Genomic DNA, 23,395 nt, shown 5'->3' with positions numbered 1-23,395 from the left:
ATGCATTGAAAACGAACAAAATCTTTCAAAGAATTTCGCAAAATGCATTTTTAAAACAAAGTCTTAGTACTTTGTTTTTGAGGATTTTTGGAGTTGTATTACTTTTTGGATTCACCATATTTCTAACCAAATTTTGCAGTCCTAAATTAGTTGGGCAGTATGATTTTGCACGTTCTTTCCTTTTAGCCATCGGAAGCATATGTTTATTAGGTTTCGATCAATCAATTTTATATTTCAAAGGAAGATTGACGGACACGGGAGGACTTGAACAATTGAAAAAAATATACTTTAAAATGGTTGGAATGCTGTTGGCAACTTCAATTGCAGCAATTGTTATTGTTGCCTTAATTAGTAAGGAACTAATAAACAATTACTTTTCCGATAATGAGGTATATTCTATTTTATTAAAAGGCACTGTAACGTTGTTTTTTTATGGAACTTCGACTTTAAATACAGAGATTTTTAGAGCCTTAGATAAATTGTATACGGCTGAATTGTTTAGAAATATTGTCAAATATGTTCCTTTAATTGCAGGCTCTATACTTTTATTTTATTGGAATAAAGAAACCTATTTGGTAGATGTTTTTTTGATTGGATTTGTTTTACTTTCAATCATCAGCTCAGTGTATGTTTATATTTATTTTAGAGAACTTACAGTTACAGAAGGTAACGATACTTTTTCGCATAAAGAAGTATTCTTAAAATCGTACCCAATTGCTATCAGCGGAATGGCAATGTTTCTTTTAATGAGTTTTGATATTATGTTTTTAAAAAAATATCGAAATGACGAAACAGTCGCTTTTTATTCTGTTGGTTTTAAAGTAATGACCATCGTTTCGGTAATAATTTTAACCATTAACATTACTGTTTCAGCAAAAATTGCAGAGTTTTTTGCGAAAGATAATAAAGCAGAATTAAAAAGAATTTTGCGAAATAGTGTTCGTTTAATCTTCGGAATCACATTTCCGGTAATAGTTATAATCAGCCTGTGTTCTGAGCATGTATTGTCTTTTTTTGGGCATCAATATGTTGTTGCAAAAGAAGCTTTCTTAATTTTAATAATTGGTCAAGGAGTCTGTTCTGCATTTGGGTCTGCACCAGTTTATTTGAATATGACGGGAAGGCAGCATATTTTTCAGATTGTTTTAATTGCGGCAGTAGTTATCAACTTTCTATTAAACCGATTTTTAATTCCAGAGTATGGAATGGTTGGTGGAGCGATTGCATTTGTTTCAAGCTCTATTTTCTGGAATAGTGTTGTAGCTATAATTATTTATCGAAAAGATAAAATAGTGATTTTTTTACATTAAGAAATGACAATTTTTATATGAAAATACAAAAAAGCAAAGCAGCATTTTTACTCATCGCTACAGCCAATCTAGCAGTTGCAGCAGTTGCTTTTTTTATTTTGCCTCCTAAGTTTTTTTATGATGCAGCAATTATTGCATACGATAAAGGAAATGAAATAGGATATATTGGGAGTTATCCAGTTTCAATTTTGCTGTATAAAATTTCAGGACTTCGTTACTTACCTTTTCCAATCATTGCTTTAATTCAGTTTCCTGTTTTAATGTACGTTTTGTACAAAATTGGTATTCCAGATCGTTTTGAAAAGCTCAATGTCAAGAACATTCTGGTTTATATGGCATTTTTAATGATTGCCATTTTTGTATCAATGCCGTCAAAAGAGTTTATAACCTTTTTGTATCTCTCTCCAATCGTTTTTATGTGCTTAAATGAGCAATTTTCGTTGAAAAGAACAATTATATACACAGTACTTTTATTGTTGGTTTTCGGCGTATTTTTTCGTCCCTATTATCTTTTAATTCCAGTTATTGGCGGCGGGATGTATTTAGTAAGTTTAGTGAGTTTTAAAAGTAAAACGATAACAACGCTGTTTTATGGATTGTTAATAGCCGTTTTTTTATCTTTTAGTCATGGTGTTTTAAAAGGGAAATACCTTTCAGAAATAAGCCGAGAAGTAGTAAACAATGAGCGTATAGGTTCTGCCGATGCCAATTCTATTATTATTTCTCCCATTAAAACAGATACTTGGTACGGAGAAGCTGTTGGGATATTTTACGGATTTTTTACAGTCAATATTCCAATAAACGGTCTAAAACACCTTTTATCACCACAAATAATTATATTTATAATCTGGCAGTTATTACTGTTTTACATCTTATTAGTTCGGTTTGCAAAATGTTTGGCAGATAGAAAAAAATATTCAAAAGAACTGTTAGTACTGCTTATTATCTTTTCTTTTTTTATTGTACAAGGAGTTTTCGAGCCCGATTTAGGTACCGCTGTACGACATAAAATGGGTGTTTTTCCATTAATTTACTTTGCATTATACTATGAATCTTTCAGAAAAAAACTTCAATAAAATATTTCATGTTTTTTTATGTCTGATTGCAATTGCAATGATATTCAGAAAACCATGTTCACTGCTTATTATTCTATTTAGTGTTTTTAGTCTGATCTATGTAAAAAAACTAAAATTCAGTAAAACAGCTTTGATTTTGGCTGCTTGTATTGCTTCACCGCTTTTGTTAGAATTATTGTTTTTTTGGAATAATGATTCTTTATCCAAAGGATTAAAAGCGGTTGAAAAGAGTACCTCGCTGCTATTATTTCCAATTTTTATAATTGGTCATTATCAGCGTGTAAGATTTTTAAAATTAGCCGAGATCTATAGTATTGCAACAACAATGATGATGCTGTTTTTTTTAACTAGATTTTATGTGGTTTATCCTGACTTGGTCAATAAATATTTAAGCAGAATCGATCTTTGGGAAATGGGTTATAAGTTTGCAGACAGCATTGGTATTCATGCACCGGCTTTAAATATGCATTTGGCTTTTGTTTCTATTTGTGCATTCTATTTTGTGTTTTACAGTTTTCAGAATAAAGAAAAAAGTACTTTTAAAACACTTCGAATCATTGTTTTTTTACTCTCGTTTTTCTTTGTCCTTTTAGTAAATACCAGAATGTCGCTGCTTAATGCTTTGATTGGTTTTTTGGTTGTTTTCATTTTCGAAATAAAATCAAGATTCAGCATAAAAAAAATGATTCTAACAGCAATAACCGTTTTACTTGTATTAGGCAGTATTTTGTTCGTTTTCATACAGAAAAACCCTTATATGAAAGAGAAATACTCTACTATAACTTTTGCTTATATGGATAAAGTGGGAAAATTAGATGAAATTGATCATCCAGAAATTTATGCCTTCAATTCATTAGCAACAAGACTTTCAATTTGGAAATCAGCTTGGGAATTATCCGTTAAAAACCTTCCTTTTGGAGTAGGAGCTTCAGATGGAAAACCTGAATTAAATAAATACTTTAAAGCAACCAATCAGCAGTTTTTAGCTAAATATGAATTTCCAACCCATAACCAGTTTTTAGATTTTTTACTGAAATTTGGAATACTTGGTCCCTTAGTCGCAGCGTTTTATATTTTTGGTATTGGATATTTAGGATTTGATTTGAAAAACGCCATAATAATTTCATTTTTCATCCTGTTTTTTACTTCAAATTTAACCGATGATTTTTTGCTTAGATTTGATGGTATCGCCTTCAGCGGATTTTGGTTTTCTGTGTTTTCAAGTTATTGGCTGCAGCAAAAAGCTATTCTTGGTACAAATCAAAAAGTTGTTTAAAGTTTTTACTTTTATCAAAAAGATCTTTGCATCGAATTAATGCATTTTCTCCAAAAACAGTTCTTGTTTCTGGATCTTTTAAAACGTTAAAATAATTTTCTAATTCATTCATTTCGTCAAAAAGAAATCCAGTTTCATTAGGAACAACAATGTCTTTATTGCCAATAATATAGGTTGCAATTACAGGTTTTTGTAATGCCATTGCTTCTAGCACAGCAATGGGCAGACCTTCCCAAAGAGAAGTCTGCAGATAAATATCAATAGAATTTAATGTTTTAAAAACAGTGTTTTTATCTAAAATCCAGCCCGTGATTTGAATATTTGGTGCTGTAATCAAATGGTTTAGTTCTCCGTCACCAATCCAGATAAAATTAAAATCAGGAAATTGTAAAGCAATCTCATTAAACAATTTAGGATTTCTAGCCGCAGTTATTCTGCCCAATATACCAATGGTTAGTTTTGTGTTTTGATGAGGTAAAAAGTATTTACGAATTTCATTTATAGCAACACCGTTTCTAATAAGTTTTGAAGGACCAATATTTTTAGCAATTTCAAATTCAGTATCACCGCAGGCAACAATTGTTCCTCCAAATAGGTACTGAAAGTTTTTTTCTATAACAGAATAAAACCTTTTTGTACGATTTGAAATGTCAGTTCTTAAAAAAGCATAGCCATGTGGAGAATAAAAAAGTTTTGTTTTTTTGAATAAGAAAAAAGAAGAAAGTCGTCCTAAAACCCCCGCTTTTGAGGAATGAAGATGAATAATATCAGGATTAATTTTTTTAAGTTCTTGAGTAAGTTTGACTATAGATTTTAAGTCTTTAGCAAGAGAAATTTCCCGAACCATATCGAGGTGTATTAAGTTAATACCTTTAGAGAACTCAGCGTTAACTTTTTGAGTACTAACACCATTTCTATTACTGCTGTAAATAATAGTAGTTTCAATGTTTTCGCTTATTTTTTCATCACCAAAGTAAGCTGACAAATCTTTAAAATAAGTATAAACGCCGCCTTCTAGTGCCTCAACAATATGTACAACTTTCAAAACATTTAGAATTTAGAATCGTAAAAATAGAATAAACCTATTTAATATTGGTGTAAAAAATCCAAATCTCTTTTTTAGTAAAAATTTCAGTCAATTTAAAAGGCCGGATATTTTATTACATTTGTGCATATTTGCAGCCATTATCAAAAACAAAAGGTTCAATAAAATCATTATGAAAAGAATACTTATTACCGGAGCAGCGGGTTTTTTAGGATCACATTTGTGCGATCGATTTATCAAAGAAGGCTATTTTGTTATAGGAATGGATAATTTGATTACTGGAGATCTTAAAAACATTGAGCATTTATTCAAATTAGAACATTTTGAATTTTACCATCACGACATTACAAAATTTGTTCATATACCAGGCGATTTAGATTATATTTTACATTTTGCATCGCCGGCAAGTCCAATAGATTATTTAAAAATTCCAATCCAGACCTTAAAAGTGGGTTCTTTAGGGACACATAATTTATTAGGATTGGCGAGAGTTAAAAAAGCTAGAATATTAATCGCTTCAACATCTGAAGTATATGGGGATCCTTTAGTACATCCGCAAACAGAAGAATATTATGGCAACGTAAATACAATTGGACCAAGAGGAGTTTATGACGAAGCCAAACGTTTTCAGGAATCAATAACAATGGCATATCATACTTTTCACGGTGTTGAAACCAGAATTGTACGTATTTTTAATACTTATGGTCCAAGAATGCGATTGAATGACGGGCGTGTAATTCCTGCTTTTATTGGTCAGGCTTTGCGTGGAGAAGATTTAACGATTTTTGGAGATGGTATGCAGACTCGTTCATTTTGTTATGTTGACGATCAAGTAGAAGGTATTTTTAGATTGCTGCATTCTGATTATGTATATCCCGTAAACATTGGAAATCCAGATGAGATTACAATAAAAGATTTTGCAGAAGAAATTATAAAACTTACCGGAACAAATCAAAAAGTAGTTTATCATCCATTACCTATAAACGATCCATTACAGCGTCAGCCAGACACAACTAAAGCTAAAGAATTGCTGGGTTGGGAAGCAAAAGTGAGCCGTTCTGAAGGAATGAAAATTACGTATGATTATTTTAGATCACTTTCTAAAGAAGAACTTTCTAAAGAAGAACACAAGGATTTCTCAGGTTATATAAGATAAACGGTAAACGGAATCATTTTCGAATACAGTAAATTTTGATAAAAAAAGGATATAGGAATTATTTATGATGGCATTTCACACAGGAAGATATTCAAAATATATTAGGCCAATAAGTATTTTAATCGACCTGACAATGATCTCTGTACTCAGTTTTTTCATTTTTTTTAATGAACTGAGCCCATCAAATATTTGGATTTTAATATTTTATCAAATTACTGCTTGGGGAATAGTTGCCTTTTCTGTTAAATTTTATGATGTATATCGTTTTACAACTCCAGTTGCTATTACATCAAAAATAATCAAACAAGGAATTTTATTTCTCTTGACTGTTATTGCATTTTTTCCATTTTCTAGACAAGCCATTTTTAACGAATCAAAGATTTTTTTGTTTATAATTCTGGTTTTGGTAGTGGTAACCGTTTTTAAATTTGCTTGGTTTTTTTATTTAAAAGAATATAGAATAATAACTGGCAACAATTATAGGAATGCTGTTATTATTGGATTTACGCCAGAAGCCATTAGTCTTAAAAATCTTTTTGAAACCAGAAAGGACTATGGATATAGATTTTTGGGATATTTTTCAGATATAAATGCAGATCAGAATATTACTGGAAAATTAGATGCATTAAAGCCATTTGTCATCGAAAATGAAGTCGATGAAATTTACTGTTCTTTAAACGAAGTATCAAATAACAGTTTGAAAGATCTAATTGATTTTGCAGATGAAAATAATAAAACGATAAAGTTTATTCCTGATACAAAGGATATTTTTTCAAAAAATTTAAAGATAGATTACTATGATTTTTTTCCAGTACTGTCATTAAAACAAACGATACTTAATGAGCCTGTAGTAAAATTCATAAAGCGTCTGTTTGATGTTTTATTTTCTCTCATAGTAATCGTTTTTTTATTGTCATGGCTGATTCCATTATTAGCTATTTTAATCAAATTAGAATCAAAAGGACCTGTTTTTTTCAAGCAAGGCAGACCAGGAATAGATGAGAACGAATTTGTATGTTACAAATTACGTTCTATGCACATTAATAAAACAACTGAAAAAGAAGCTTCAAAAGACGATCCTCGTGTAACAAGAATGGGGCGTTTTATGAGAAAAACAAGCATAGACGAATTGCCGCAATTTATAAATGTTCTATTCGGCGATATGTCCGTAGTTGGACCCAGACCTCATTTATGGTCTCAGAATAAAGAATACAGCAGCAAAGTAAAAAAATACATGATTCGCCATTGTGTAAAGCCCGGAATTACTGGTTTAGCACAAGTAAGTGGTTTTAGAGGCGAAATAACGATAGAAAGAGATATGATAAATCGAATAAAGTTTGATGTTTTTTATATTGAAAACTGGTCTTTAATTTTAGATTTAAAAATAATCCTTCAAACTGTTATTAATATTTTTAAAGGCGATCAAAAGGCATATTAATGAATGATTTAGTTTCTATTTTAATGCCAACGTTTAATGCTGAAAAATTCATTAAAGCCGCTATCGAATCAGTTCAAAAGCAAACTTACGAGAACTGGGAAATGATTTTGGTTGATGATGCCTCTACAGATGAAACCGTAAAAATAATTGATGATTTTGCCCAAAAAGACAGCCGAATCAAATTATTCCAACTAGAAACAAATTCAGGAAACGGTTTTGCAAGAAACAAAGCCTTAGAAAAAGCTTCAGGAAAATATATTGCATTTTTAGATGCCGATGATTTATGGCTTTCAACTAAATTAGAAAAGCAAATCCAGTTTTTAAAAGCAAATAATCTACCATTTACATTTAGCTTTTACGATTGTATTGATAACAACGGAAACAATTTAAACAGAAGAGTTCAAACTCCAATACCATTGACTTATAAACAACTGTTTTTTTGCAATTACGTTGGGAATTTAACCGCTATTTACGACGCAGATTTTTTTGGAAAAATCAAACTAGAATCCTCTCAAAAAAGACAGGATTGGCGATTGTGGCTTACCATTTTAAAACAAATAAAAACGGCAGAAGCTGTTCCAGAATCTTTAGCGTTTTATAGAATTAGAAAGGATTCTATTTCTTCATCGAAATTCAAATTGATTAAACACAACTTTGGTGTTTACAGGGAATTTCATGGGTGTAATTTCGTTTTTTCTGTTTTGTTGATGATGAGGTTTTTGTTTACTCAGTTGATAATCAAACCAAAATATATAAGGAAGATTTAAAATTCAACTTGAAGCCACAAATTGCGACTTCAAGTTTCAAGGTCACAAATTGTGACCTTGAAGAATTTCGTTTAGAATTGGAGGTCACAATTTGTGACCTCCAATTTTTTTTCAAGTCTTGTTGCACAAGTTAATCGCAAACTTGAGGTCACAAGTTGTGACATCAAGTTTCTAAGGTCACAATTTGTGACCTTAAAGAGTTATTTTTTATAGCCAATCTTTACTCTTTCAGATTCATTTTCTTTCTTTTCAGTCAATTCATCCAGATAAGAAAATACCAACTCAATATTTTTATCATGATTTTCTAACTTCTTCTGGATCTGTAGAATATCAACCTTAATTTCTGTTGTATCCAAAAGCATTTGTCTCACTTTTGTGAAAATCCTCATAATTTGAATATTGGTTTGGATGGCTTTGTCACTTTTTAAAATACTTGAGAGCATTAGAATACCATGTTCAGTAAAAGCAAAAGGAGAGATTCTCGTTCCTCCCCAACTTGAGGTCACAATTTGTGACCTCAAGTTATTAAATTCATTTTGCGATAACTGAAACATAAAATCTTCTGGAAATCTTGAAATATTTCGTTTAACAGATTGTTTTAGAACTTTTGTTTCTACTCCATATAGTGAAGCTAAATCGCTATCCAACATCACTTTTTGACCGCGGATAAAATATATTTTATTAGAAATTGTTTCTTCAGAAAGTAAAGAATGATCTTCCATAAGTTTTTAATTAGAAAAACAAATGTAAGATTTTATTTATACTTATAAATAGGATTTGAATTGTTTTAGTTTTCCACGATTGGTTCTTTCTAAAACAGTTTTTCTTGTAAAAGTGAAGTTTAAATTAGGTTCTAAATACAAATCAATGGCTTCTTGTATTTTTTGAATTTGTTCTGAAATCAATTCTTTTTCAGCAACATATTCAATTTCAAAAGTATCTAATTTTGTTTGTTTAATGATAAATTCTTTTACGTTTCCATCGTCTTCAATAATGCTTTTGGTTACGTAATAAAAGGTCAAACCGGGCGATTTTTTTCCGCTTGGAAGAATTGCAATATCATTTGTTCTGCCAATAAGTTTTTTAAGAATTGGTTTTTGTGGAGTGCTTTTTTCATCTAAAATCCCAATATCGCCAATTTCATATCTGATAAAAGGATTGGCTTTATTGAATAAAGAAGTGATCACAATTTTTCCTTCTTCCCCGTAAGGGAGAACATTATTATTTTCGTCTAAAATTTCTACAAAAAGTGTTTCGGCATTAATTTGCCATTCGCCTTGCGGACTTTCAGAAGCAATTAAATCCAGTTCAGAAGTGCCATATTCATTGATAATCGGAATTCCGAATTGTTTTTCTAAAAGGATTTTATCTGTCTCAAAAAGCATTTCTGAAGTAACAAAACAAGCTTTTAATGTTGGACAAATCTCTTTTAAAGTAATATTTTTCTGTTCTAGAAATTTAGCAAACAGAACAATTGAACTTGTATAGCCGTTGATGTAATCGAACTTTTTAGATTTGAATTTCTTCAAAAATTTCTCTAGAACATCATCTGATAAATCAAACACCGGGAATCGAACCCGGCGACTCAAAAAATCTTTGAAACGTTCTTTTTGATAGCCAATAAAATCCATCGGAATTCCATAAAAACGTGCTTGATACGAATGATTAAAATCAATGCTAAACCATCCAAAACGCATAATATTTGATGCCCAAGTTAAAGCGTGTGAGTATTTATCTTTGGCAAAAATTAAAGGAGTTCCGCTTGATCCTGATGTTTTGTTGAGGTAAATGTTTTTTTTAGAATAGCCTTTTGAAAGTCTTTCTTGCAGCGGCTTTTGAAGATCCTGTTTATTTAAAATCGGTAAATCTTCCCAATTTTTAAAAGTTTTATCTCCAACTAATGCCGCATAAAAAGAGTTGTTTTTTAAGTGAAAATCAACAATTTCTTTCTTTTTGTTTTCAAGAAATGAAGCAAATTCTTCTTCAGAAAAACAAACAATTTTGTCCAATTCGGCTTTGGTTTTCTTTATCGGAAAACCATTTAACTGAAGAGAAAGATCAAAAAGGCGAATCATTTTTCTTATAATTTTAGTCAAAAGTAATATTTAGCAATTATGAACAGTGAAGAATCAATAAGTTTTTAAGATTTAATTATTTTTTACGTGCAAAAGCAATTATTTTTGCACCACAACTAAATACAACTATACCATGACAATTTTATTATTGGGATCAGGCGGAAGAGAGCATGCTTTTGCGTGGAAAATGATTCAGAGTCCGCTTTGCGAAAAACTTTTTGTTGCACCAGGAAATGCAGGAACAGCTGCAATTGCTACAAATGTTGCAATGTCTCCAACCGATTTTGATGCTATTAAAACATTTGTACTTCAAGAAAAAGTAAGTATGGTTGTTGTAGGTCCAGAAGATCCTTTAGTAAAAGGAATTTATGATTATTTTAAAAACGACGAAAGTTTAAAACATATTCCAGTAATTGGACCATCAAAATTAGGAGCACAGTTAGAAGGAAGTAAAGAATTTGCAAAAGAATTCTTGATGAAACATAACATTCCAACTGCGGCTTACGATAGTTTTACTGCCGAAACGGTTGAAAATGGATGTGCATTCTTAGAAACTTTACAACCTCCGTACGTTCTAAAAGCAGACGGTTTAGCAGCAGGAAAAGGAGTTTTGATTATTCAAGATCTTGAAGAGGCTAAAACGGAATTAAGAAATATGCTTGTTCATTCAAAATTTGGAGCAGCAAGTTCAAAAGTTGTTATCGAAGAATTTTTGGACGGAATTGAATTAAGCTGTTTTGTTTTGACTGACGGTAAAAGCTATAAAATTCTTCCAACGGCAAAAGATTACAAACGAATTGGCGAAGGCGATACAGGACTAAATACAGGCGGAATGGGAGCAGTTTCTCCAGTTCCTTATGTTGATGCTGTTTTAATGGAAAAAATTGAAACTCGTATCGTAAAACCTACTATTGAAGGTTTCCAAAAAGACGGAATCGAATACAAAGGTTTTGTGTTCATTGGTTTAATCAATGTAAAAAACGAACCAATCGTTATTGAATACAACGTAAGAATGGGAGATCCAGAAACTGAAGTTGTGGTTCCGAGATTAAAATCTGATTTGGTTGAATTATTCCAATCTGTTGCTGATCAAAAATTAAACGAATTTACTTTAGAGGTTGATCCAAGAAGTGCTACTACAATTATGGTGGTTTCTGGAGGATATCCTGAAGATTTTGAAAAAGGGAAAGTAATTAGTGGTTTAGAAAATATTACAGATTCTATAGTTTTTCACGCGGGAACAAAATTAGATAACGAAAATGTCGTTACTAATGGAGGACGTGTTTTGACTGTAACATCATATGGAGATGATTTCCAGCAGGCCATAAAAAAATCTTACCAAAACATAGATAAACTAAGCTTTGATAAGATGTATTTTAGAAAAGATATTGGCTTCGATTTGATTTAAAAATAAATTAACCGGCCCTTTTTAATTAAAGGGTTTGGTTTTTATTTTAAAAATGAATGAGCTGTTGTATCTTGGTTTTCTGTTCCGGCATCATCAAAAATGCGTAATTGCTTAATCCAATAAACGATTGCACATGCACAGATGATCATGAAAATCCAGTTAATTGTGTTTGCACCAAACCAAGTAATTAGTTCTAAATGACGTAAAAAGTCAAGTGGAGCAAACAAAATGTTAACGAATAAGTATTGAATTCCTTCGAAAAAAGCTGTCATAATTTATAAAATTATATGTTATTATTGTTTTTAACGCATTGAATTAAAATTCAAAAAAGAATCTTTTTCAACTTGTTGGTTTTTCCTTTTAAACAAGTATTATATTTACAGTCACAAAAGTATAAAATATCCTTATGATAACAAGTGTTTTTAAAAAATCTACGCCATTAAATTATTCATTGGTTGTAATTTTGATACTGGTTTTCTTTTTTATGTTTCAAATTCGAGAAACGTCTTGGATAAATTCATATTTTACGATATTCCAAAAATTGAGTTTATTGTGCTTTATTTTGGCTTCTTTTTTCATGATTAATTTCATTGTTAAAAAGAATGGGCTCAGTAAAGACAATGGGTACGCGATATTTTTCTATCTATTATTTATATTGTTTTTCCCTACTATATTTAATAATCCAGATGTAATTTATGCTAATTTTTTCATCTTATTAGCATTACGAAGATTGATTTCGCTTCAATCTCTTAAAGCATCAAAAGAAAAAATATTCGATGCTTCTTTTTGGATTTTTGTAGCTTCTTTATTTCAATTTTGGTGTGTCTTATTCCTAATTTTGGTTTTTATATCAATAGTTTTTCACGTTTCGAGAGATTATAGAAACTGGGTTTTACCTTTTATTGCACTTTTGGCAGTAGCCTTAGTGTTTACAATGATCTCCTTAATGTTCAATATTGATGCGGTAGATTTTTTTCAAAAACGTGCAGTAATCGATTTTAGAATAGATTATTTCAAGAACAATTATGAAAATGGTGCACTTTCAATATATGTTGCGGTTGCTTTATTCTTTGTTATTTCAATGATTACAACATTGTCAAACAGACCTCAAATTGTTCATGCCTCTTACAAAAAAGTAGTAGCATGTTTCTTTATTGCTGCTCTCGTTTTTATTGTATCGCCAGACAAAAGCAATGATTTATTGCTGTTTAGCATCGCACCGCTAACCATTATGGCAGCAAGTCATATAGAGTATGTACAGCAAAAGCTTAATAATGAAATTGTATTTTATGTACTGATTTTGTGTAGTTTATTTACCTTTTTCTCCCAATTATAATTTACTTCCAAAAGCAAGATCACCAGCATCACCAAGTCCAGGAATAATATAGTTTTTCTCATTTAGTTTTTCGTCTAACGAAGCAACCCATAAATGACAATTTTCAGGAAGGTTTTTTTCTAGATAAGCAATTCCTTCTGGAGCAGCAATAACTACGACAATGTGAATTTCTTCTGGAGTTGCATTTTCAACTAATTTTTCATGAACAGCAACTATTGACTGACCAGTTGCCAGCATTGGATCAAGCAGTAAAACGGTTTTATTATTGATATTTGAAACCGCTTGATATTCAACTCTAATTTCAAATTCATGATCATTATTAGGATGATATCTGCAGGCGGAAACAAAACTGTTTTCGGCATTATCAAAATAATTTAAAAAGCCTGTATGCAGTGGTAATCCAGCTCTTAAAATCGAACATAAAACCAAATCGGCAGCTATTTCTGTTGTGTTTTTTATGCCAAGCGGTGTTTGAATTTCTACATTTTTATAAGTTAGAATTTTACTTAATTCGTACGCCATAATTTCGCCTATTCGTTCTATATTTCGTCGAAAACGCATACTGTCATTTTGAACATTTATATTTCGGATTTGACCTAAAAAATGATTTAAAATGCTGTTATTTTCAGATATATAATGAATTTTCATAGTTAAATTTTAAAATTATAAATTTGGTAAAAATACGAGAACAAAAAATTACTCGTTATTATTCGCACCATAAAAGTATAAAAAGTATCTTTGTAACTCTAACAAATAAAGACATGTTTTCAAAATTAGCATATTCTGTTTTCGAACAAAGCATCAAGGATTATCATCAGTTTGATAATGTAGATCAGCCTATAAATAATCCATATCCAAAGGATAAATTCGAACATTTATTATATCTAAAAAACTGGATTGACACTGTTCAATGGCATTTTGAAGATATTATTCGTGATCCGCAAATTGATCCAGTGGCGGCACTTACTTTAAAAAGAAGAATTGATGCATCTAATCAGGAACGTACTGATATGGTCGAATATATTGATAGTTATTTTTTGCAAAAATACAGCAATGTAAAAGTAAAAGACGGTGCAAAAATAAACTCTGAAAGTCCAGCATGGGCATTTGACAGATTATCGATTTTGGCATTAAAAATTTATCATATGCATGAAGAAGCTACTCGCGCAGAAGCTACACAAGAACATAGAGATAAATGTCAGGAAAAATTAAATGTTCTATTAGAGCAAAGATCAGATTTGTCAACTGCAATTGATGATTTATTGACTGACATCGAAAATGGTGATAAATTCATGAAAGTATACAAACAAATGAAAATGTATAATGATGATGAATTGAATCCTGTTTTATACCAAAATAAAAAATAATTGGCAAAATTGTCCAATAAAATTAAGCATATAGCCGTCATGAGACTATCCGCAATGGGAGATGTCGCCATGACGGTTCCTGTTTTACGCGCTTTTGTAAAACAATATCCAGAGGTAAAATTGACGGTTATTTCGCGTCCTTTTTTTAAACCTTTTTTTTACGGAATTCCTAATTTAAACTTTTTTGCTTTTGATGAAAAAGAAAGACATAAAGGTTTTCTGGGACTTGTACGTTTATTTAAAGATGTAAGTAAATTGAAAGTCGATGCTTTTGCAGATCTTCATAACGTTTTAAGATCTAAGGTTGTAGGCTCGCTTTTCGCTTTAAGCGGAAAAAAAAGAGCAACAGTTGATAAAGGCCGTGAAGGAAAAAAAGAATTGACTAGAGCCGAAAATAAGATCTTTGCACCGTTACCAACAATGTTTGAAAGACACACAAAAGTGTTTGAAGAACTTGGTTTTTCTTTAGATTTATCTAATCCTCAATTTCCAGAAAAGGCAATTTTAAGCGAAGACATTTTAGAAATTATCGGGAACGAGAATCAAAAATTAATTGGTATCGCACCTTTTGCACAATACGATTCTAAGGTTTATCCGTTAGATTTAATGAAAGAAGTTGTGGCAAAATTAGCCGAGAATTCATCCTATAAAATTTTGCTTTTCGGAGGAGGAAAAAAAGAAATCGATATTTTAGATTCAATAGCGCAACCTTTTGAAAATGTAATTAATATGGCTGGAAAAATTAAATTTCAGCAAGAATTACAGTTAATCAGCAATCTTGACGTAATGCTTTCTATGGATTCTGGAAATGCACATATTGCCGCTATGCTGGGCGTAAAAGTAATAACACTTTGGGGAGCAACGCACCCGTATGCAGGATTTTTGCCTTTTAATCAAAGTCTTGAAAATGCTCTAACTGCTGATAGAAATCAATACCCGCAACTGCCAACTTCGGTTTATGGAAATAAAACAGTTGAAGGTTATCAAGATGCGATGAGAAGTATTTCTCCTAATGAAATTGTTGAAAAAATACAGTTAAGCGTATAATCCATTCAAATCATGAAGAAAATATCCAATTGTTTTCTTTTTGTTTCTATTGGCTACAATTACAACAAAATGATTTTCTTTTTCTGTAGACAGTAAAATGTGTTCAAAGTTCTCAGTTGAATTTCTATAGACTTTATGTACCAATTGAGACTCTTTGATTTTATGCGAAAGTACTTTAGCCGTTTTTAATTTACTAACGTAAGGCCAGATGTTAAAAATATTTTGGTCAGATACTTTAATTTCAGTCATTTTCCCAATCATTGTTGAGTTGTACTTTTCTGAGGTAAGTAATTTAGGCCCTTTTTTATTTCGTTGTTTTTTGATTATAAAGTAAATACAAAAAAGAGCTGTTACTACAAAAATTGCGATAAATGATAAACGAAGGAAGTGATGTATTGTCATGATATTTAATGTTTAAATGCGTTGACAAATTGGGTTTAGCGCTGTAAATCTAAACACGACCATGCTAGATTACGAGTGCTTTAATCTTACCTCTAATTTAATAAAAAATCAGCAATATTTTAGTGAAAAATTGGTTTTATTGTAATTTCCTATAACCAGATTTTTTCATCCCGACATCTGCTGTAAATATAATTTTTAAGATTTGAGATAGTTTCCTGATAATTTGGTGCTTCATAGCCAAATCGTTCGTGTTCCATTTGTTCTTTTTCAATACTATTGCATCCTTTTATAACTTCTTTGATCATGTCGAGCATCGCAAGTTCTTTATTATCTGTTTTTTGAAATTTGAGTTCTACAATTTCGTCTTGTAATTCTGAACAATAATCTACAAGCTGAATAACTTCTGGTTCTTCCAAAAGCGACGGATTATTTCTAAATATTTCTCGAATTGATTTCATAACAATTTAAATTCCAGTTTTTAAACTCCAAAACTAATTTTAAACAAAGATGCAAATAAAAAAAAATCCAAATCCCAATTGTAAAGTTGGAATTTGGATTTTTATATTTTAGAATTTAATGTAGACTATACGTCGTCGTAATCAACGTAAATAGTTTCAGATGTTGGATGTGCCTGACAAGTTAAAATTAAACCTTCTGCAATTTCACTATCTGTTAAAATAGAATTTTTTGTCATTTCAGCAGAACCTGCAGTTACACGTCCTAAACAGCTGCTGCAAATACCGCCTTGACAAGAATAAGGAGCATCAACACCTTGTTTTAAAGCCGCATCAAGAATAGTTTGTTTTTGAGACATCTCAAAAGTAACTTCTTCATCATCAACTAAAACAGTAATTTTTGTATGTCCTTCTAATGAAGTTTTGATTTCATTTTCTTTTGTAGAAGCAGTAAAAAGCTCAAACTTAATAGCAGATTCTTTTACGTTTTTCTCTTTTAAAACGTTAGAAACAGTGTTGATCATTTCTTCAGGTCCACACAAGAAAAATTTATCAAATTCTAATTCTTTGTGTTTATTGTTTAAAACAAAATTCACTGCCGATTTATCTATTCGGCCGAATAATGCATTTTCAACTTTTGCCTGGCTGTAAACATAATGCACAAAAAAGCGACCTACGTATTGCAATTGTAAATCATGTAATTCCTGATGAAAAATAGTTTCTTCAGGAGTTTTGTTTCCGTAAACTAATACAAATGAGCTTTTTGGTTCGCTTTTTAAAACTGATTTTAAAATAGATAAAACAGGTGTTATACCGCTTCCTGCCGCAAAAGCCACATAGTTTTTTTGTCTTTCAGCATCAGGTTCAAAGGTAAATTTACCCTCTGGATGACCAACTTCAAGAACATCTCCTGCTTTAAGCTTTGTATTTGCAAATTGTGAGAATAAACCATTTTTAACCGCTTTTACTGCAATTCGTAATTCACCGCTTTCTGGTGCAGAACAAATTGAGTAAGCACGACGAATTTCTTGATTATCAAGTGTTAACTTTAAATTTATGTATTGTCCAGCTATAAATTTATAATCTGGTTTAAGTTCTTCAGGAACATTAAAAAGAACAGCAACAGCGTCGGCAGTTTCGCGTTTTACCTCTTTAATTATTAGTTTTAAGAATGAAGGCATGATTAATTTTTTTTGCAAAAGTAGCAAAGACTAAGTAATTGACACTTACTAAAAATTTTTTTTTAACTTTTTTTGTAACGTTTTCCTACATTTGATCTCTTACTACCAAAATCAAAACCAATTTACAATGATTAAAAAGTTTATTTACCTTGAATGGAAAGCCTTTGCCAGATCTGCATCATTTGGCAAAAATTTGGCAATGAAGATTTTACTGGGGTTTTTAATGATATATTTTTCATTAATTTTTATAGGAGCGGGTGTTGGAGTATTTTATGCTCTTAAAAAAAGGAATCTCGATCCGTTGCAAACCGTCAATAAATTTTTAATTTATTATTTTTTGTTCGATTTAGTTGTTCGATTATTAGTACAGTCTATTCCAGTTTTAAATATTAAACCTTTGCTGGTTTTACCTTTTAAAAAATCAGTTATTGTTCATTTCTCTCTAGGCAAAACAATGCTGTCATTTTTCAATTGGGTTCATGCTCTGTTTTTTATTCCGTTTTCGGTAGTACTGATTTTAAATGGATATGATCTAATCGAAATTATTTTTTGGCATTTAGCCATACTATCTTTAGTATACATCAATAATTTTCTAAGTATTATTTTAAGCAACATCGATAAATTGTTTGTTGTTTTTATTGGAATAATTTTAGTTTTGGCAGGTGCTCAGTATTATAAATTATTTGATATTACGACGTTTACAACACCTGTTTTTCAAGGATTTTATGATATTGACGGACTATTTTTAATCCCGGTTTGGGTATTAGCAGGTCTATATCTTTTTACTTTTAAATATTTCAAGAAGAATTTATATCTAGATGCTGGACTTTCAGTAAAACAGGATATTGCCACAACTGAGAATCTTTCGTGGTTGAATCAATTTGGAACAGTTGGAACATTTCTAAAGAATGATATTAAACTTATTAAAAGAAACAAAAGATCAAAAACAACGATTTTTTTGAGTGTCGTTTTCTTGTTTTACGGATTACTCTTTTTTGGAAACACAAGTCAGCCGCAAGTAATGCAAATTTTTGGCGGAATATTTGTTTCGGGCGGATTTTTATTTGTTTTTGGTCAGTTTGTACCAAGTTGGGATAGTTCTTATTACCAATTGATGATGACACAAAATATTCCGTATCGCGGATATATTACTTCAAAATGGTGGCTGATTGTTATTGCTACTTTTGTTTCAACCGTTTTGGCTTCATTTTATCTTTTTTACGGATGGGAAGTTTATTTAACCATTGTTGTTGGTGCCATTTATAATATTGGTGTAAACTCACATTTAGTGCTTTTAGGAGGAGCATTTACAAAAACACCTATTGATTTAAGTAGTGCTGGCGGGGCTTTTGGAGACAAAAAAGCATTTAATGTAAGTGCTATGCTGCTTTCGCTGCCAAAAGTATTTTTGCCATTACTGCTGTATTGGCTTGGGCTTCATTTTGCTGATAAAACGGTTGCATTAGCTTTGGTTGCCACGGCAGGAGTTTTAGGTTTAGTCTTTAAAGAGAAAGTATTTTCAGTAATTGAAAAGAGATATAAAATAGAAAAGTATAGTACGATAAGTGCTTACAAACAAAAGAATTAACGTAATTAGAAAATGTGCCAATTTGATAATTCGGTAATTTTTATCTGATTGACAATCAAAGAAAAAATAGATTTTTTAATCTAAAATCAACAATCTAAAATCTACAATTAAAATGATACAAGCAAATCAACTTTCAAAAAAATACAACGGAACTACAGTTTTAAATATTAATAATCTTGAAATCCCAAAAGGACAAAGTTTTGGATTAGTAGGGAACAACGGAGCAGGTAAAACAACTTTTTTTAGTCTGCTTTTAGATTTGGTTCAGCCGTCAACAGGATCTATAAAAAGTAATGATATTCAAGTAAATACAAGTGAAAATTGGAAATCATTTACAGGCTCATTTCTCGATGAAAGTTTTTTAATTGGATATTTAACTCCAGAGGAATATTTTTATTTTATTGGTGATTTACGTCGTCAGAATAAAGCTGATGTTGATGCTTTGTTAGCAGAACATGAGGAATTTTTTAACGGAGAAATATTAAATAATAAAAAGTACCTGCGTGATTTATCTAAAGGAAATCAAAAAAAGGTTGGTATTATAGCGACTTTAATTGGTAATCCTGAAGTTGTTATTTTAGATGAGCCTTTTGCAAATTTAGATCCAACTACAGTAAGCCGATTAAAGAAAATTATCAGAGAACTGGCAGATAATCCAAATGTAACTGTTTTGGTTTCAAGTCACGATTTGCAGCATACAGTAGAGGTTTGCGATCGTATTGTGGCGCTTAACAAAGGCGAAATTGTAAAGGATATTCAAACATCAAAAGAAACCCTTCAAGAGCTTGAATCGTTTTTTGCTGTATAAGTTTCTATATTTCAAAAAGAAGCGTATTTTTACAAGTCTTTATACTAAAAATGCTTTTTGGTAGTTTATGCTTTAAAATCAGTTCTATTGAAAAAGAATACTCTTAAATATAGTTTTTTTCTTGTTTTTTTATTCCTTTTGATAGCTTGTTCTACCAAAAATAACAGCTTTGTATCGAGGAATTCACATGCTTTAAGTACAAAATATAACATTTTGTATAATGGTGGAATAGGCCTCGATAAAGGTTTACAATCGATATACGCAAATAATCAGGATAATTTTTGGAAAATACTTCCAATAGAAAAAATGCAGTTTGATGAAAACTTTTCTGATGAAGAAAAAGCAAAAAATCCTGATTTTGAATTAGCAGAAACAAAAGCTACAAAAGCAATTCAGAAGCATTCAATGAATATTGGAGGCCGAGAAAGAAACTCTCAAATAGATGAAGCCTATTTAATGCTTGGAAAAGCCAGATATTACGATCAGCGTTTTATACCGGCTTTAGAAGCATTCAATTATATTTTATACAAATATCCAAACAGCAGTAATATCTATACCGCAAAAATCTGGCGTGAAAAAACCAATATGCGTTTGGGTAATGATGCAATTGTTGTAAAAAATATCAATCTGTTATTAAAAAATACAGATTTAAATAAACAGACTTTTTCAGATGCTAATGCGCTTTTGGCGGAAGCATTTTTAAATTTAGAACAAAGAGACAGCGCAGTAACAAAGCTTAAAATTGCTGAGAAATTTACCAAAATAAATGAAGATCGTGCCAGATATCGTTTTATTTTAGGGCAGATGTATCAAGAGGCTGGCAAAAAAGATAGTGCTATTTATTTTTACGATGGTGTGATTGATATGAATCGTAAAGCCGATCGAAAATATATGATGCATGCTTATGCAAAAAAAGCACAGATGTACGATTACGCAAGCGGTAACGACACTATTTTCTTAAAAACCTACAATAAACTAGTTGCAGATCGTGAAAACAGACCTTATTATGATGTTTTGTTTTATGAAATGGCGGTTTATTATGATAAAAAGAAAGACACTGAAAATGCACTAAAATTTTATAATAAATCATTAGGCAGAAAATCCAAAGATCCATATTTAATGGCATCGGCATATCGAAACATTGGAAATATGTATTTTAAAAATACAGATTATTCAATGGCTGCTAAATATTATGACAGTACATTAACGAAGTTAAATCCAAAAAGCAGAGAGTTTGCTTTTATTGAAAAAAACAGAAAAAACCTTGACAACGTTATTAAGTACGAAGCAATTGCTAAAACTAATGACAGTATAATTAAGGTATACAAACTGCCAGGCGCCGAGAGAACAATTTACTTTGAAAATTATATTACTGAATTAAAAAAGAAAGATGAAGCAAAACGAATTTTAGAAGAAAGAGAGAAAGAGAAGCTGGCAAATATTGATCGAAATACAAATGCATCAAATGCGCCAACAGCGATTAATCCTAATTCATTAGGGAAACCTGTTGATTTTGACGGCGGATTAAAACCTCAAGCAGGAAGTGATGTCGCAAGTACTTTTTATTTCTATAATCCAACCACAGTTGCCTATGGAAAATTGCAGTTTAAGAAATTGTGGGGTAATAGAACAATGGGAGGAAATTGGAGATTGGCAGCCATAAAATCTGCAAATAATGCCGCAATGAATGACACGATAAATAATCTGGAAGATGCAAATGCATTAAAAGATACTGTTGTTGTCGAAAAGTATACTACTGCTTTTTATGAAAATAAGCTTCCTAAATCACAAGCGGCTATTGATAGTATTAGTAAAGACCGCAATTTTGCGTACTACCAATTAGGACTTATATATAAAGAAAAGTTTAATGAATATGCTTTAGCAAGTGATAAACTGGAACAATTATTAAAAAATAATCCAGAAGAAAAATTGATATTGCCGGCAATGTACAATTTGTATAAAATTTATCAAATTACAGATCCAGCAAAAGCACAAGCGATAAAAGCAAACATTATAGCAACATATCCGAACTCGCGATATGCTCAAATTTTAAACAATGTAAAAACAGACGACCTTTCATCACCAGATAAAGAATATCAAAAATGGTTTAAACTCTATCAAGAGGAACAATTTAATCTTGTTTTAGATAATATTGATAATTTAATTAATCAGTATTCAGGAGATGAAATAGTTTCTAAATATGAATTGCTAAAAGCAAATACATTAGGAAAGGTTAACGGATTGGAAGCTTATAAAAAAGGTTTAGAAACAGTTGCAGATAATTATCCAAATAGTGAAGAGGGTAAAAATGCGAGAGAGATTCTAGAAAAACAAGTTCCAGTTTTAGAGCGTCTTAACTTTACAACAGAAGACAATAAAAATTGGAAAATAATCTATCCAATTGCAAGTAATGACAGTAAAACAGCAAAGCATATCGAAGATGTGATTAAAAGCTTTTTAGCTGTTGAAAATTATCAGCGTCTGACAACTTCAGTAGATAAATACAATAAGACTGAAAGTTTTGTTGTTATTCATGGAGTAAAATCTGAGGCTTATGCTAAAGATGTGGCGGGCGTTTTGAGAGACGATAAAAGATTTAAAATCGCTCAACCTGCAGTAATTATATCGAGCGATAATTACAAAGTGGTTCAAATCAAGAAAAATCTCGATGTTTATCTGACCCCAAAAACCCCATAATAATGTTTGATAAAGTAAAAAAAAACGGAACAGAACTTCTAGGAAAAACAAATAGAATTGTTGAAGGAACCTCTATAATAGGAGATATTGTTTCAAAAGCTGATTTTAGGCTTGACGGCGAATTGATTGGAAATTTTACATCCGAAGGAAAATTAGTCATTGGAGCAAGCGGTGTTGTAAAAGGAGAGATCATTTGTAACAACGCAGATATTGAAGGCGAATTTCGTGGAAAAATTAAAGTTCTTGAAATTCTTAATATTAAAGAATCGGCACAAATTCACGGCGAAGTTGCCGTTGGAAAACTTTCTATAGAACCTGGGGCTGAATTTACAGCAACTTGTACCATGATAACTAACAATAAGGAAGTAACTCTAAAAAATGGATAAGGATCCGAATAATAAACAAAATAACAAATGGATTGCACTTATAAATATCCCCTTTCAAATGGGGATAATTATTTTTTTATTTAGTTACTTTGGCATCTGGTTAGACGAAAAGTATTCTAACGGAGGATCGCTTTGGACAATTGTTCTTTCTTTATTCTCTGTTTTTTTAGCACTTTATAATGTCATCAGACAAGTTAAAAATTTAAACAAGTAATGAATAGAACTGTAGATTTCCTAAAGTATTTTATCCCTTTTTCAATTGTGTTGTTTGCTGCTCAGTATTTTATAATGCAGTCTTTATCTGAGAAGTACAATTTTTTCTATGCTGCTTGGAGTATTTATTTGTTCAATATTTTGGCCACTTTTTTAGTCTATCTTTTACTTATTTATATCAATAAAAACTTCTCCACTTATACAGGTTTTACGTTTCTTGGCGCTAGTTTTTTTAGAATGATGGCGGCCGTTGTTTTCCTAATTCCTTTTATAAAGTCAGGCGTTGCAAATCCTATAGTAGATGTAAGCGCGTTTTTTATCCCTTATTTTTTGTTTTTACTTTTTGAGACAGTCTTTACAATTA

Annotated in this window: 23 protein-coding genes; 15 read left to right on the top strand and 8 right to left on the bottom strand. The window is 30.9% G+C overall.

The genetic code is table 11. The annotated features are described in order from the left end of the window. Positions 1–5: 5 nt before the first annotated feature. From ACHRV0_RS02970 to ACHRV0_RS02960, 3 genes are read left to right on the top strand one after another with little or no spacing between them, the layout of a single operon-like run. Positions 6–1,310 carry an MATE family efflux transporter gene (locus tag ACHRV0_RS02970; RefSeq protein ID WP_395439853.1) on the top strand — a complete coding sequence of 435 codons (1,305 nt, stop codon included), beginning with the start codon at positions 6–8 and terminating at the stop codon, positions 1,308–1,310. 17 nt (positions 1,311–1,327) lie between these two features. Further along, on the top strand, positions 1,328–2,386 hold the full coding sequence (locus ACHRV0_RS02965; RefSeq protein WP_395439852.1) for a hypothetical protein: 1,059 nt from the start codon (positions 1,328–1,330) through the stop codon (positions 2,384–2,386). 37 nt (positions 2,387–2,423) lie between these two features. Further along, on the top strand, positions 2,424–3,662 hold the full coding sequence (locus ACHRV0_RS02960) for an O-antigen ligase family protein (RefSeq protein WP_395439851.1): 1,239 nt from the start codon (positions 2,424–2,426) through the stop codon (positions 3,660–3,662). Here ACHRV0_RS02960 and ACHRV0_RS02955 read toward each other — a convergent pair. Beyond that, positions 3,631–4,707 carry a glycosyltransferase gene (locus ACHRV0_RS02955; RefSeq protein WP_395439850.1) on the bottom strand — a complete coding sequence of 359 codons (1,077 nt, stop codon included), beginning with the start codon at positions 4,705–4,707 and terminating at the stop codon, positions 3,631–3,633. The genes ACHRV0_RS02960 and ACHRV0_RS02955 overlap by 32 nt on opposite strands. Before the next feature lie 172 nt (positions 4,708–4,879). Here ACHRV0_RS02955 and ACHRV0_RS02950 point away from each other — a divergent pair, with 172 nt between their 5' ends. The 3 genes from ACHRV0_RS02950 to ACHRV0_RS02940 all read left to right on the top strand — a co-directional run bounded on the left by ACHRV0_RS02950 (position 4,880) and on the right by ACHRV0_RS02940 (position 8,068). Beyond that, a complete protein-coding gene (locus ACHRV0_RS02950) occupies positions 4,880–5,863 on the top strand; it encodes a UDP-glucuronic acid decarboxylase family protein (protein ID WP_089053537.1) in 984 nt (327 codons plus the stop codon). A 64-nt stretch (positions 5,864–5,927) separates the two neighbouring features. After that, complete coding sequence (locus ACHRV0_RS02945) at positions 5,928–7,301, top strand: undecaprenyl-phosphate glucose phosphotransferase (RefSeq protein ID WP_395439849.1); 1,374 nt, start codon at positions 5,928–5,930, stop codon at positions 7,299–7,301. After that, entirely contained in the window at positions 7,301–8,068 is a 768-nt protein-coding gene (locus ACHRV0_RS02940) for a glycosyltransferase family 2 protein (protein WP_395439848.1), read from the top strand. The genes ACHRV0_RS02945 and ACHRV0_RS02940 overlap by 1 nt, the downstream gene beginning before the upstream one ends. Positions 8,069–8,268: 200 nt before the next feature. On the opposite strand, the gene ACHRV0_RS02935 is transcribed toward ACHRV0_RS02940, so the two are convergent. Both ACHRV0_RS02935 and ACHRV0_RS02930 read right to left on the bottom strand, forming a co-directional pair. Beyond that, complete coding sequence (locus tag ACHRV0_RS02935) at positions 8,269–8,790, bottom strand: ORF6N domain-containing protein (RefSeq protein WP_395439847.1); 522 nt, start codon at positions 8,788–8,790, stop codon at positions 8,269–8,271. Between the two features lie 42 nt (positions 8,791–8,832). After that, entirely contained in the window at positions 8,833–10,143 is a 1,311-nt protein-coding gene (locus tag ACHRV0_RS02930; RefSeq protein ID WP_395439846.1) for a phenylacetate--CoA ligase family protein, read from the bottom strand. A gap of 133 nt (positions 10,144–10,276) precedes the next feature. On the opposite strand from ACHRV0_RS02930, the gene purD reads away from it, so the two are divergent. After that, a complete protein-coding gene (gene purD / locus ACHRV0_RS02925) occupies positions 10,277–11,551 on the top strand; it encodes a phosphoribosylamine--glycine ligase (protein ID WP_395439845.1) in 1,275 nt (424 codons plus the stop codon). A 41-nt stretch (positions 11,552–11,592) separates the two neighbouring features. Here the strand turns inward: purD and ACHRV0_RS02920 are convergent, their stop codons facing one another. Next, a complete protein-coding gene (locus ACHRV0_RS02920; protein ID WP_041519835.1) occupies positions 11,593–11,823 on the bottom strand; it encodes a hypothetical protein in 231 nt (76 codons plus the stop codon). Between the two features lie 134 nt (positions 11,824–11,957). Here ACHRV0_RS02920 and ACHRV0_RS02915 point away from each other — a divergent pair, with 134 nt between their 5' ends. Continuing rightward, a complete protein-coding gene (locus ACHRV0_RS02915; protein WP_395439844.1) occupies positions 11,958–12,887 on the top strand; it encodes a DUF6427 family protein in 930 nt (309 codons plus the stop codon). Here ACHRV0_RS02915 and upp read toward each other — a convergent pair. After that, on the bottom strand, positions 12,882–13,535 hold the full coding sequence (gene upp, locus ACHRV0_RS02910) for a uracil phosphoribosyltransferase (protein WP_395439843.1): 654 nt from the start codon (positions 13,533–13,535) through the stop codon (positions 12,882–12,884). The genes ACHRV0_RS02915 and upp overlap by 6 nt on opposite strands. Positions 13,536–13,648: 113 nt before the next feature. Between upp and ACHRV0_RS02905 the strand changes: the two genes are divergently transcribed. Further along, a complete protein-coding gene (locus tag ACHRV0_RS02905; protein WP_129023326.1) occupies positions 13,649–14,254 on the top strand; it encodes a DUF4254 domain-containing protein in 606 nt (201 codons plus the stop codon). Between the two features lie 39 nt (positions 14,255–14,293). Continuing rightward, a complete protein-coding gene (locus tag ACHRV0_RS02900) occupies positions 14,294–15,301 on the top strand; it encodes a glycosyltransferase family 9 protein (RefSeq protein WP_395439842.1) in 1,008 nt (335 codons plus the stop codon). Here the strand turns inward: ACHRV0_RS02900 and ACHRV0_RS02895 are convergent. From ACHRV0_RS02895 to ACHRV0_RS02885, 3 genes are all read right to left on the bottom strand, one after another. Further along, the gene (locus ACHRV0_RS02895) at positions 15,290–15,703 is read right to left on the bottom strand and encodes a hypothetical protein (protein ID WP_129023324.1); all 414 of its coding nucleotides are present in this window, start codon (positions 15,701–15,703) and stop codon (positions 15,290–15,292) included. The genes ACHRV0_RS02900 and ACHRV0_RS02895 overlap by 12 nt on opposite strands. Before the next feature lie 149 nt (positions 15,704–15,852). Then, on the bottom strand, positions 15,853–16,161 hold the full coding sequence (locus ACHRV0_RS02890) for a hypothetical protein (protein ID WP_395439841.1): 309 nt from the start codon (positions 16,159–16,161) through the stop codon (positions 15,853–15,855). A 125-nt stretch (positions 16,162–16,286) separates the two neighbouring features. Further along, complete coding sequence (locus ACHRV0_RS02885) at positions 16,287–17,339, bottom strand: 2Fe-2S iron-sulfur cluster-binding protein (protein ID WP_395439840.1); 1,053 nt, start codon at positions 17,337–17,339, stop codon at positions 16,287–16,289. A 127-nt stretch (positions 17,340–17,466) separates the two neighbouring features. Between ACHRV0_RS02885 and ACHRV0_RS02880 the strand changes: the two genes are divergently transcribed. The 5 genes from ACHRV0_RS02880 (at position 17,467) to ACHRV0_RS02860 (ending at position 23,032) form a co-directional block, all read left to right on the top strand. Then, positions 17,467–18,927, top strand: coding sequence for a DUF5687 family protein (locus ACHRV0_RS02880; RefSeq protein WP_395439839.1), 1,461 nt, complete (start codon positions 17,467–17,469; stop codon positions 18,925–18,927). A gap of 112 nt (positions 18,928–19,039) precedes the next feature. Then, positions 19,040–19,735 carry an ABC transporter ATP-binding protein gene (locus tag ACHRV0_RS02875; RefSeq protein ID WP_395439838.1) on the top strand — a complete coding sequence of 232 codons (696 nt, stop codon included), beginning with the start codon at positions 19,040–19,042 and terminating at the stop codon, positions 19,733–19,735. 87 nt (positions 19,736–19,822) lie between these two features. Next, positions 19,823–22,432 carry a tetratricopeptide repeat protein gene (locus tag ACHRV0_RS02870; protein ID WP_395439837.1) on the top strand — a complete coding sequence of 870 codons (2,610 nt, stop codon included), beginning with the start codon at positions 19,823–19,825 and terminating at the stop codon, positions 22,430–22,432. A gap of 2 nt (positions 22,433–22,434) precedes the next feature. Further along, positions 22,435–22,818, top strand: a complete 384-nt coding sequence (locus ACHRV0_RS02865) for a polymer-forming cytoskeletal protein (protein ID WP_129023319.1) — start codon at positions 22,435–22,437, stop codon at positions 22,816–22,818. Beyond that, a complete protein-coding gene (locus tag ACHRV0_RS02860) occupies positions 22,811–23,032 on the top strand; it encodes an AtpZ/AtpI family protein (protein WP_129023318.1) in 222 nt (73 codons plus the stop codon). The genes ACHRV0_RS02865 and ACHRV0_RS02860 overlap by 8 nt, the downstream gene beginning before the upstream one ends. Positions 23,033–23,395: the final 363 nt, after the last annotated feature.

The sequence above is a fragment of the Flavobacterium sp. FlaQc-30 genome, assembly GCF_044005885.1.
GTDB lineage: Bacteria > Bacteroidota > Bacteroidia > Flavobacteriales > Flavobacteriaceae > Flavobacterium.
This window is presented reverse-complemented; position numbering and strand designations above follow the sequence as displayed.

Bases quoted from the DNA above. Each gene is read 5' to 3' on its own strand.
- ACHRV0_RS02965 (WP_395439852.1), top strand. From the start codon at position 1,328: ATGAAAATACAAAAAAGCAAAGCAGCATTTTTACTCATCGCTACAGCC.
- ACHRV0_RS02960 (WP_395439851.1), top strand. From the start codon at position 2,424: ATGATATTCAGAAAACCATGTTCACTGCTTATTATTCTATTTAGTGTT.
- ACHRV0_RS02950 (WP_089053537.1), top strand. From the start codon at position 4,880: ATGAAAAGAATACTTATTACCGGAGCAGCGGGTTTTTTAGGATCACAT.
- ACHRV0_RS02945 (WP_395439849.1), top strand. From the start codon at position 5,928: ATGATGGCATTTCACACAGGAAGATATTCAAAATATATTAGGCCAATA.
- ACHRV0_RS02940 (WP_395439848.1), top strand. From the start codon at position 7,301: ATGAATGATTTAGTTTCTATTTTAATGCCAACGTTTAATGCTGAAAAA.
- ACHRV0_RS02935 (WP_395439847.1), bottom strand. From the start codon at position 8,790: ATGGAAGATCATTCTTTACTTTCTGAAGAAACAATTTCTAATAAAATA.
- ACHRV0_RS02930 (WP_395439846.1), bottom strand. From the start codon at position 10,143: ATGATTCGCCTTTTTGATCTTTCTCTTCAGTTAAATGGTTTTCCGATA.
- purD (WP_395439845.1), top strand. From the start codon at position 10,277: ATGACAATTTTATTATTGGGATCAGGCGGAAGAGAGCATGCTTTTGCG.
- ACHRV0_RS02920 (WP_041519835.1), bottom strand. From the start codon at position 11,823: ATGACAGCTTTTTTCGAAGGAATTCAATACTTATTCGTTAACATTTTG.
- ACHRV0_RS02915 (WP_395439844.1), top strand. From the start codon at position 11,958: ATGATAACAAGTGTTTTTAAAAAATCTACGCCATTAAATTATTCATTG.
- upp (WP_395439843.1), bottom strand. From the start codon at position 13,535: ATGAAAATTCATTATATATCTGAAAATAACAGCATTTTAAATCATTTT.
- ACHRV0_RS02905 (WP_129023326.1), top strand. From the start codon at position 13,649: ATGTTTTCAAAATTAGCATATTCTGTTTTCGAACAAAGCATCAAGGAT.
- ACHRV0_RS02900 (WP_395439842.1), top strand. From the start codon at position 14,294: ATGAGACTATCCGCAATGGGAGATGTCGCCATGACGGTTCCTGTTTTA.
- ACHRV0_RS02895 (WP_129023324.1), bottom strand. From the start codon at position 15,703: ATGACAATACATCACTTCCTTCGTTTATCATTTATCGCAATTTTTGTA.
- ACHRV0_RS02890 (WP_395439841.1), bottom strand. From the start codon at position 16,161: ATGAAATCAATTCGAGAAATATTTAGAAATAATCCGTCGCTTTTGGAA.
- ACHRV0_RS02885 (WP_395439840.1), bottom strand. From the start codon at position 17,339: ATGCCTTCATTCTTAAAACTAATAATTAAAGAGGTAAAACGCGAAACT.
- ACHRV0_RS02880 (WP_395439839.1), top strand. From the start codon at position 17,467: ATGATTAAAAAGTTTATTTACCTTGAATGGAAAGCCTTTGCCAGATCT.
- ACHRV0_RS02875 (WP_395439838.1), top strand. From the start codon at position 19,040: ATGATACAAGCAAATCAACTTTCAAAAAAATACAACGGAACTACAGTT.
- ACHRV0_RS02865 (WP_129023319.1), top strand. From the start codon at position 22,435: ATGTTTGATAAAGTAAAAAAAAACGGAACAGAACTTCTAGGAAAAACA.
- ACHRV0_RS02860 (WP_129023318.1), top strand. From the start codon at position 22,811: ATGGATAAGGATCCGAATAATAAACAAAATAACAAATGGATTGCACTT.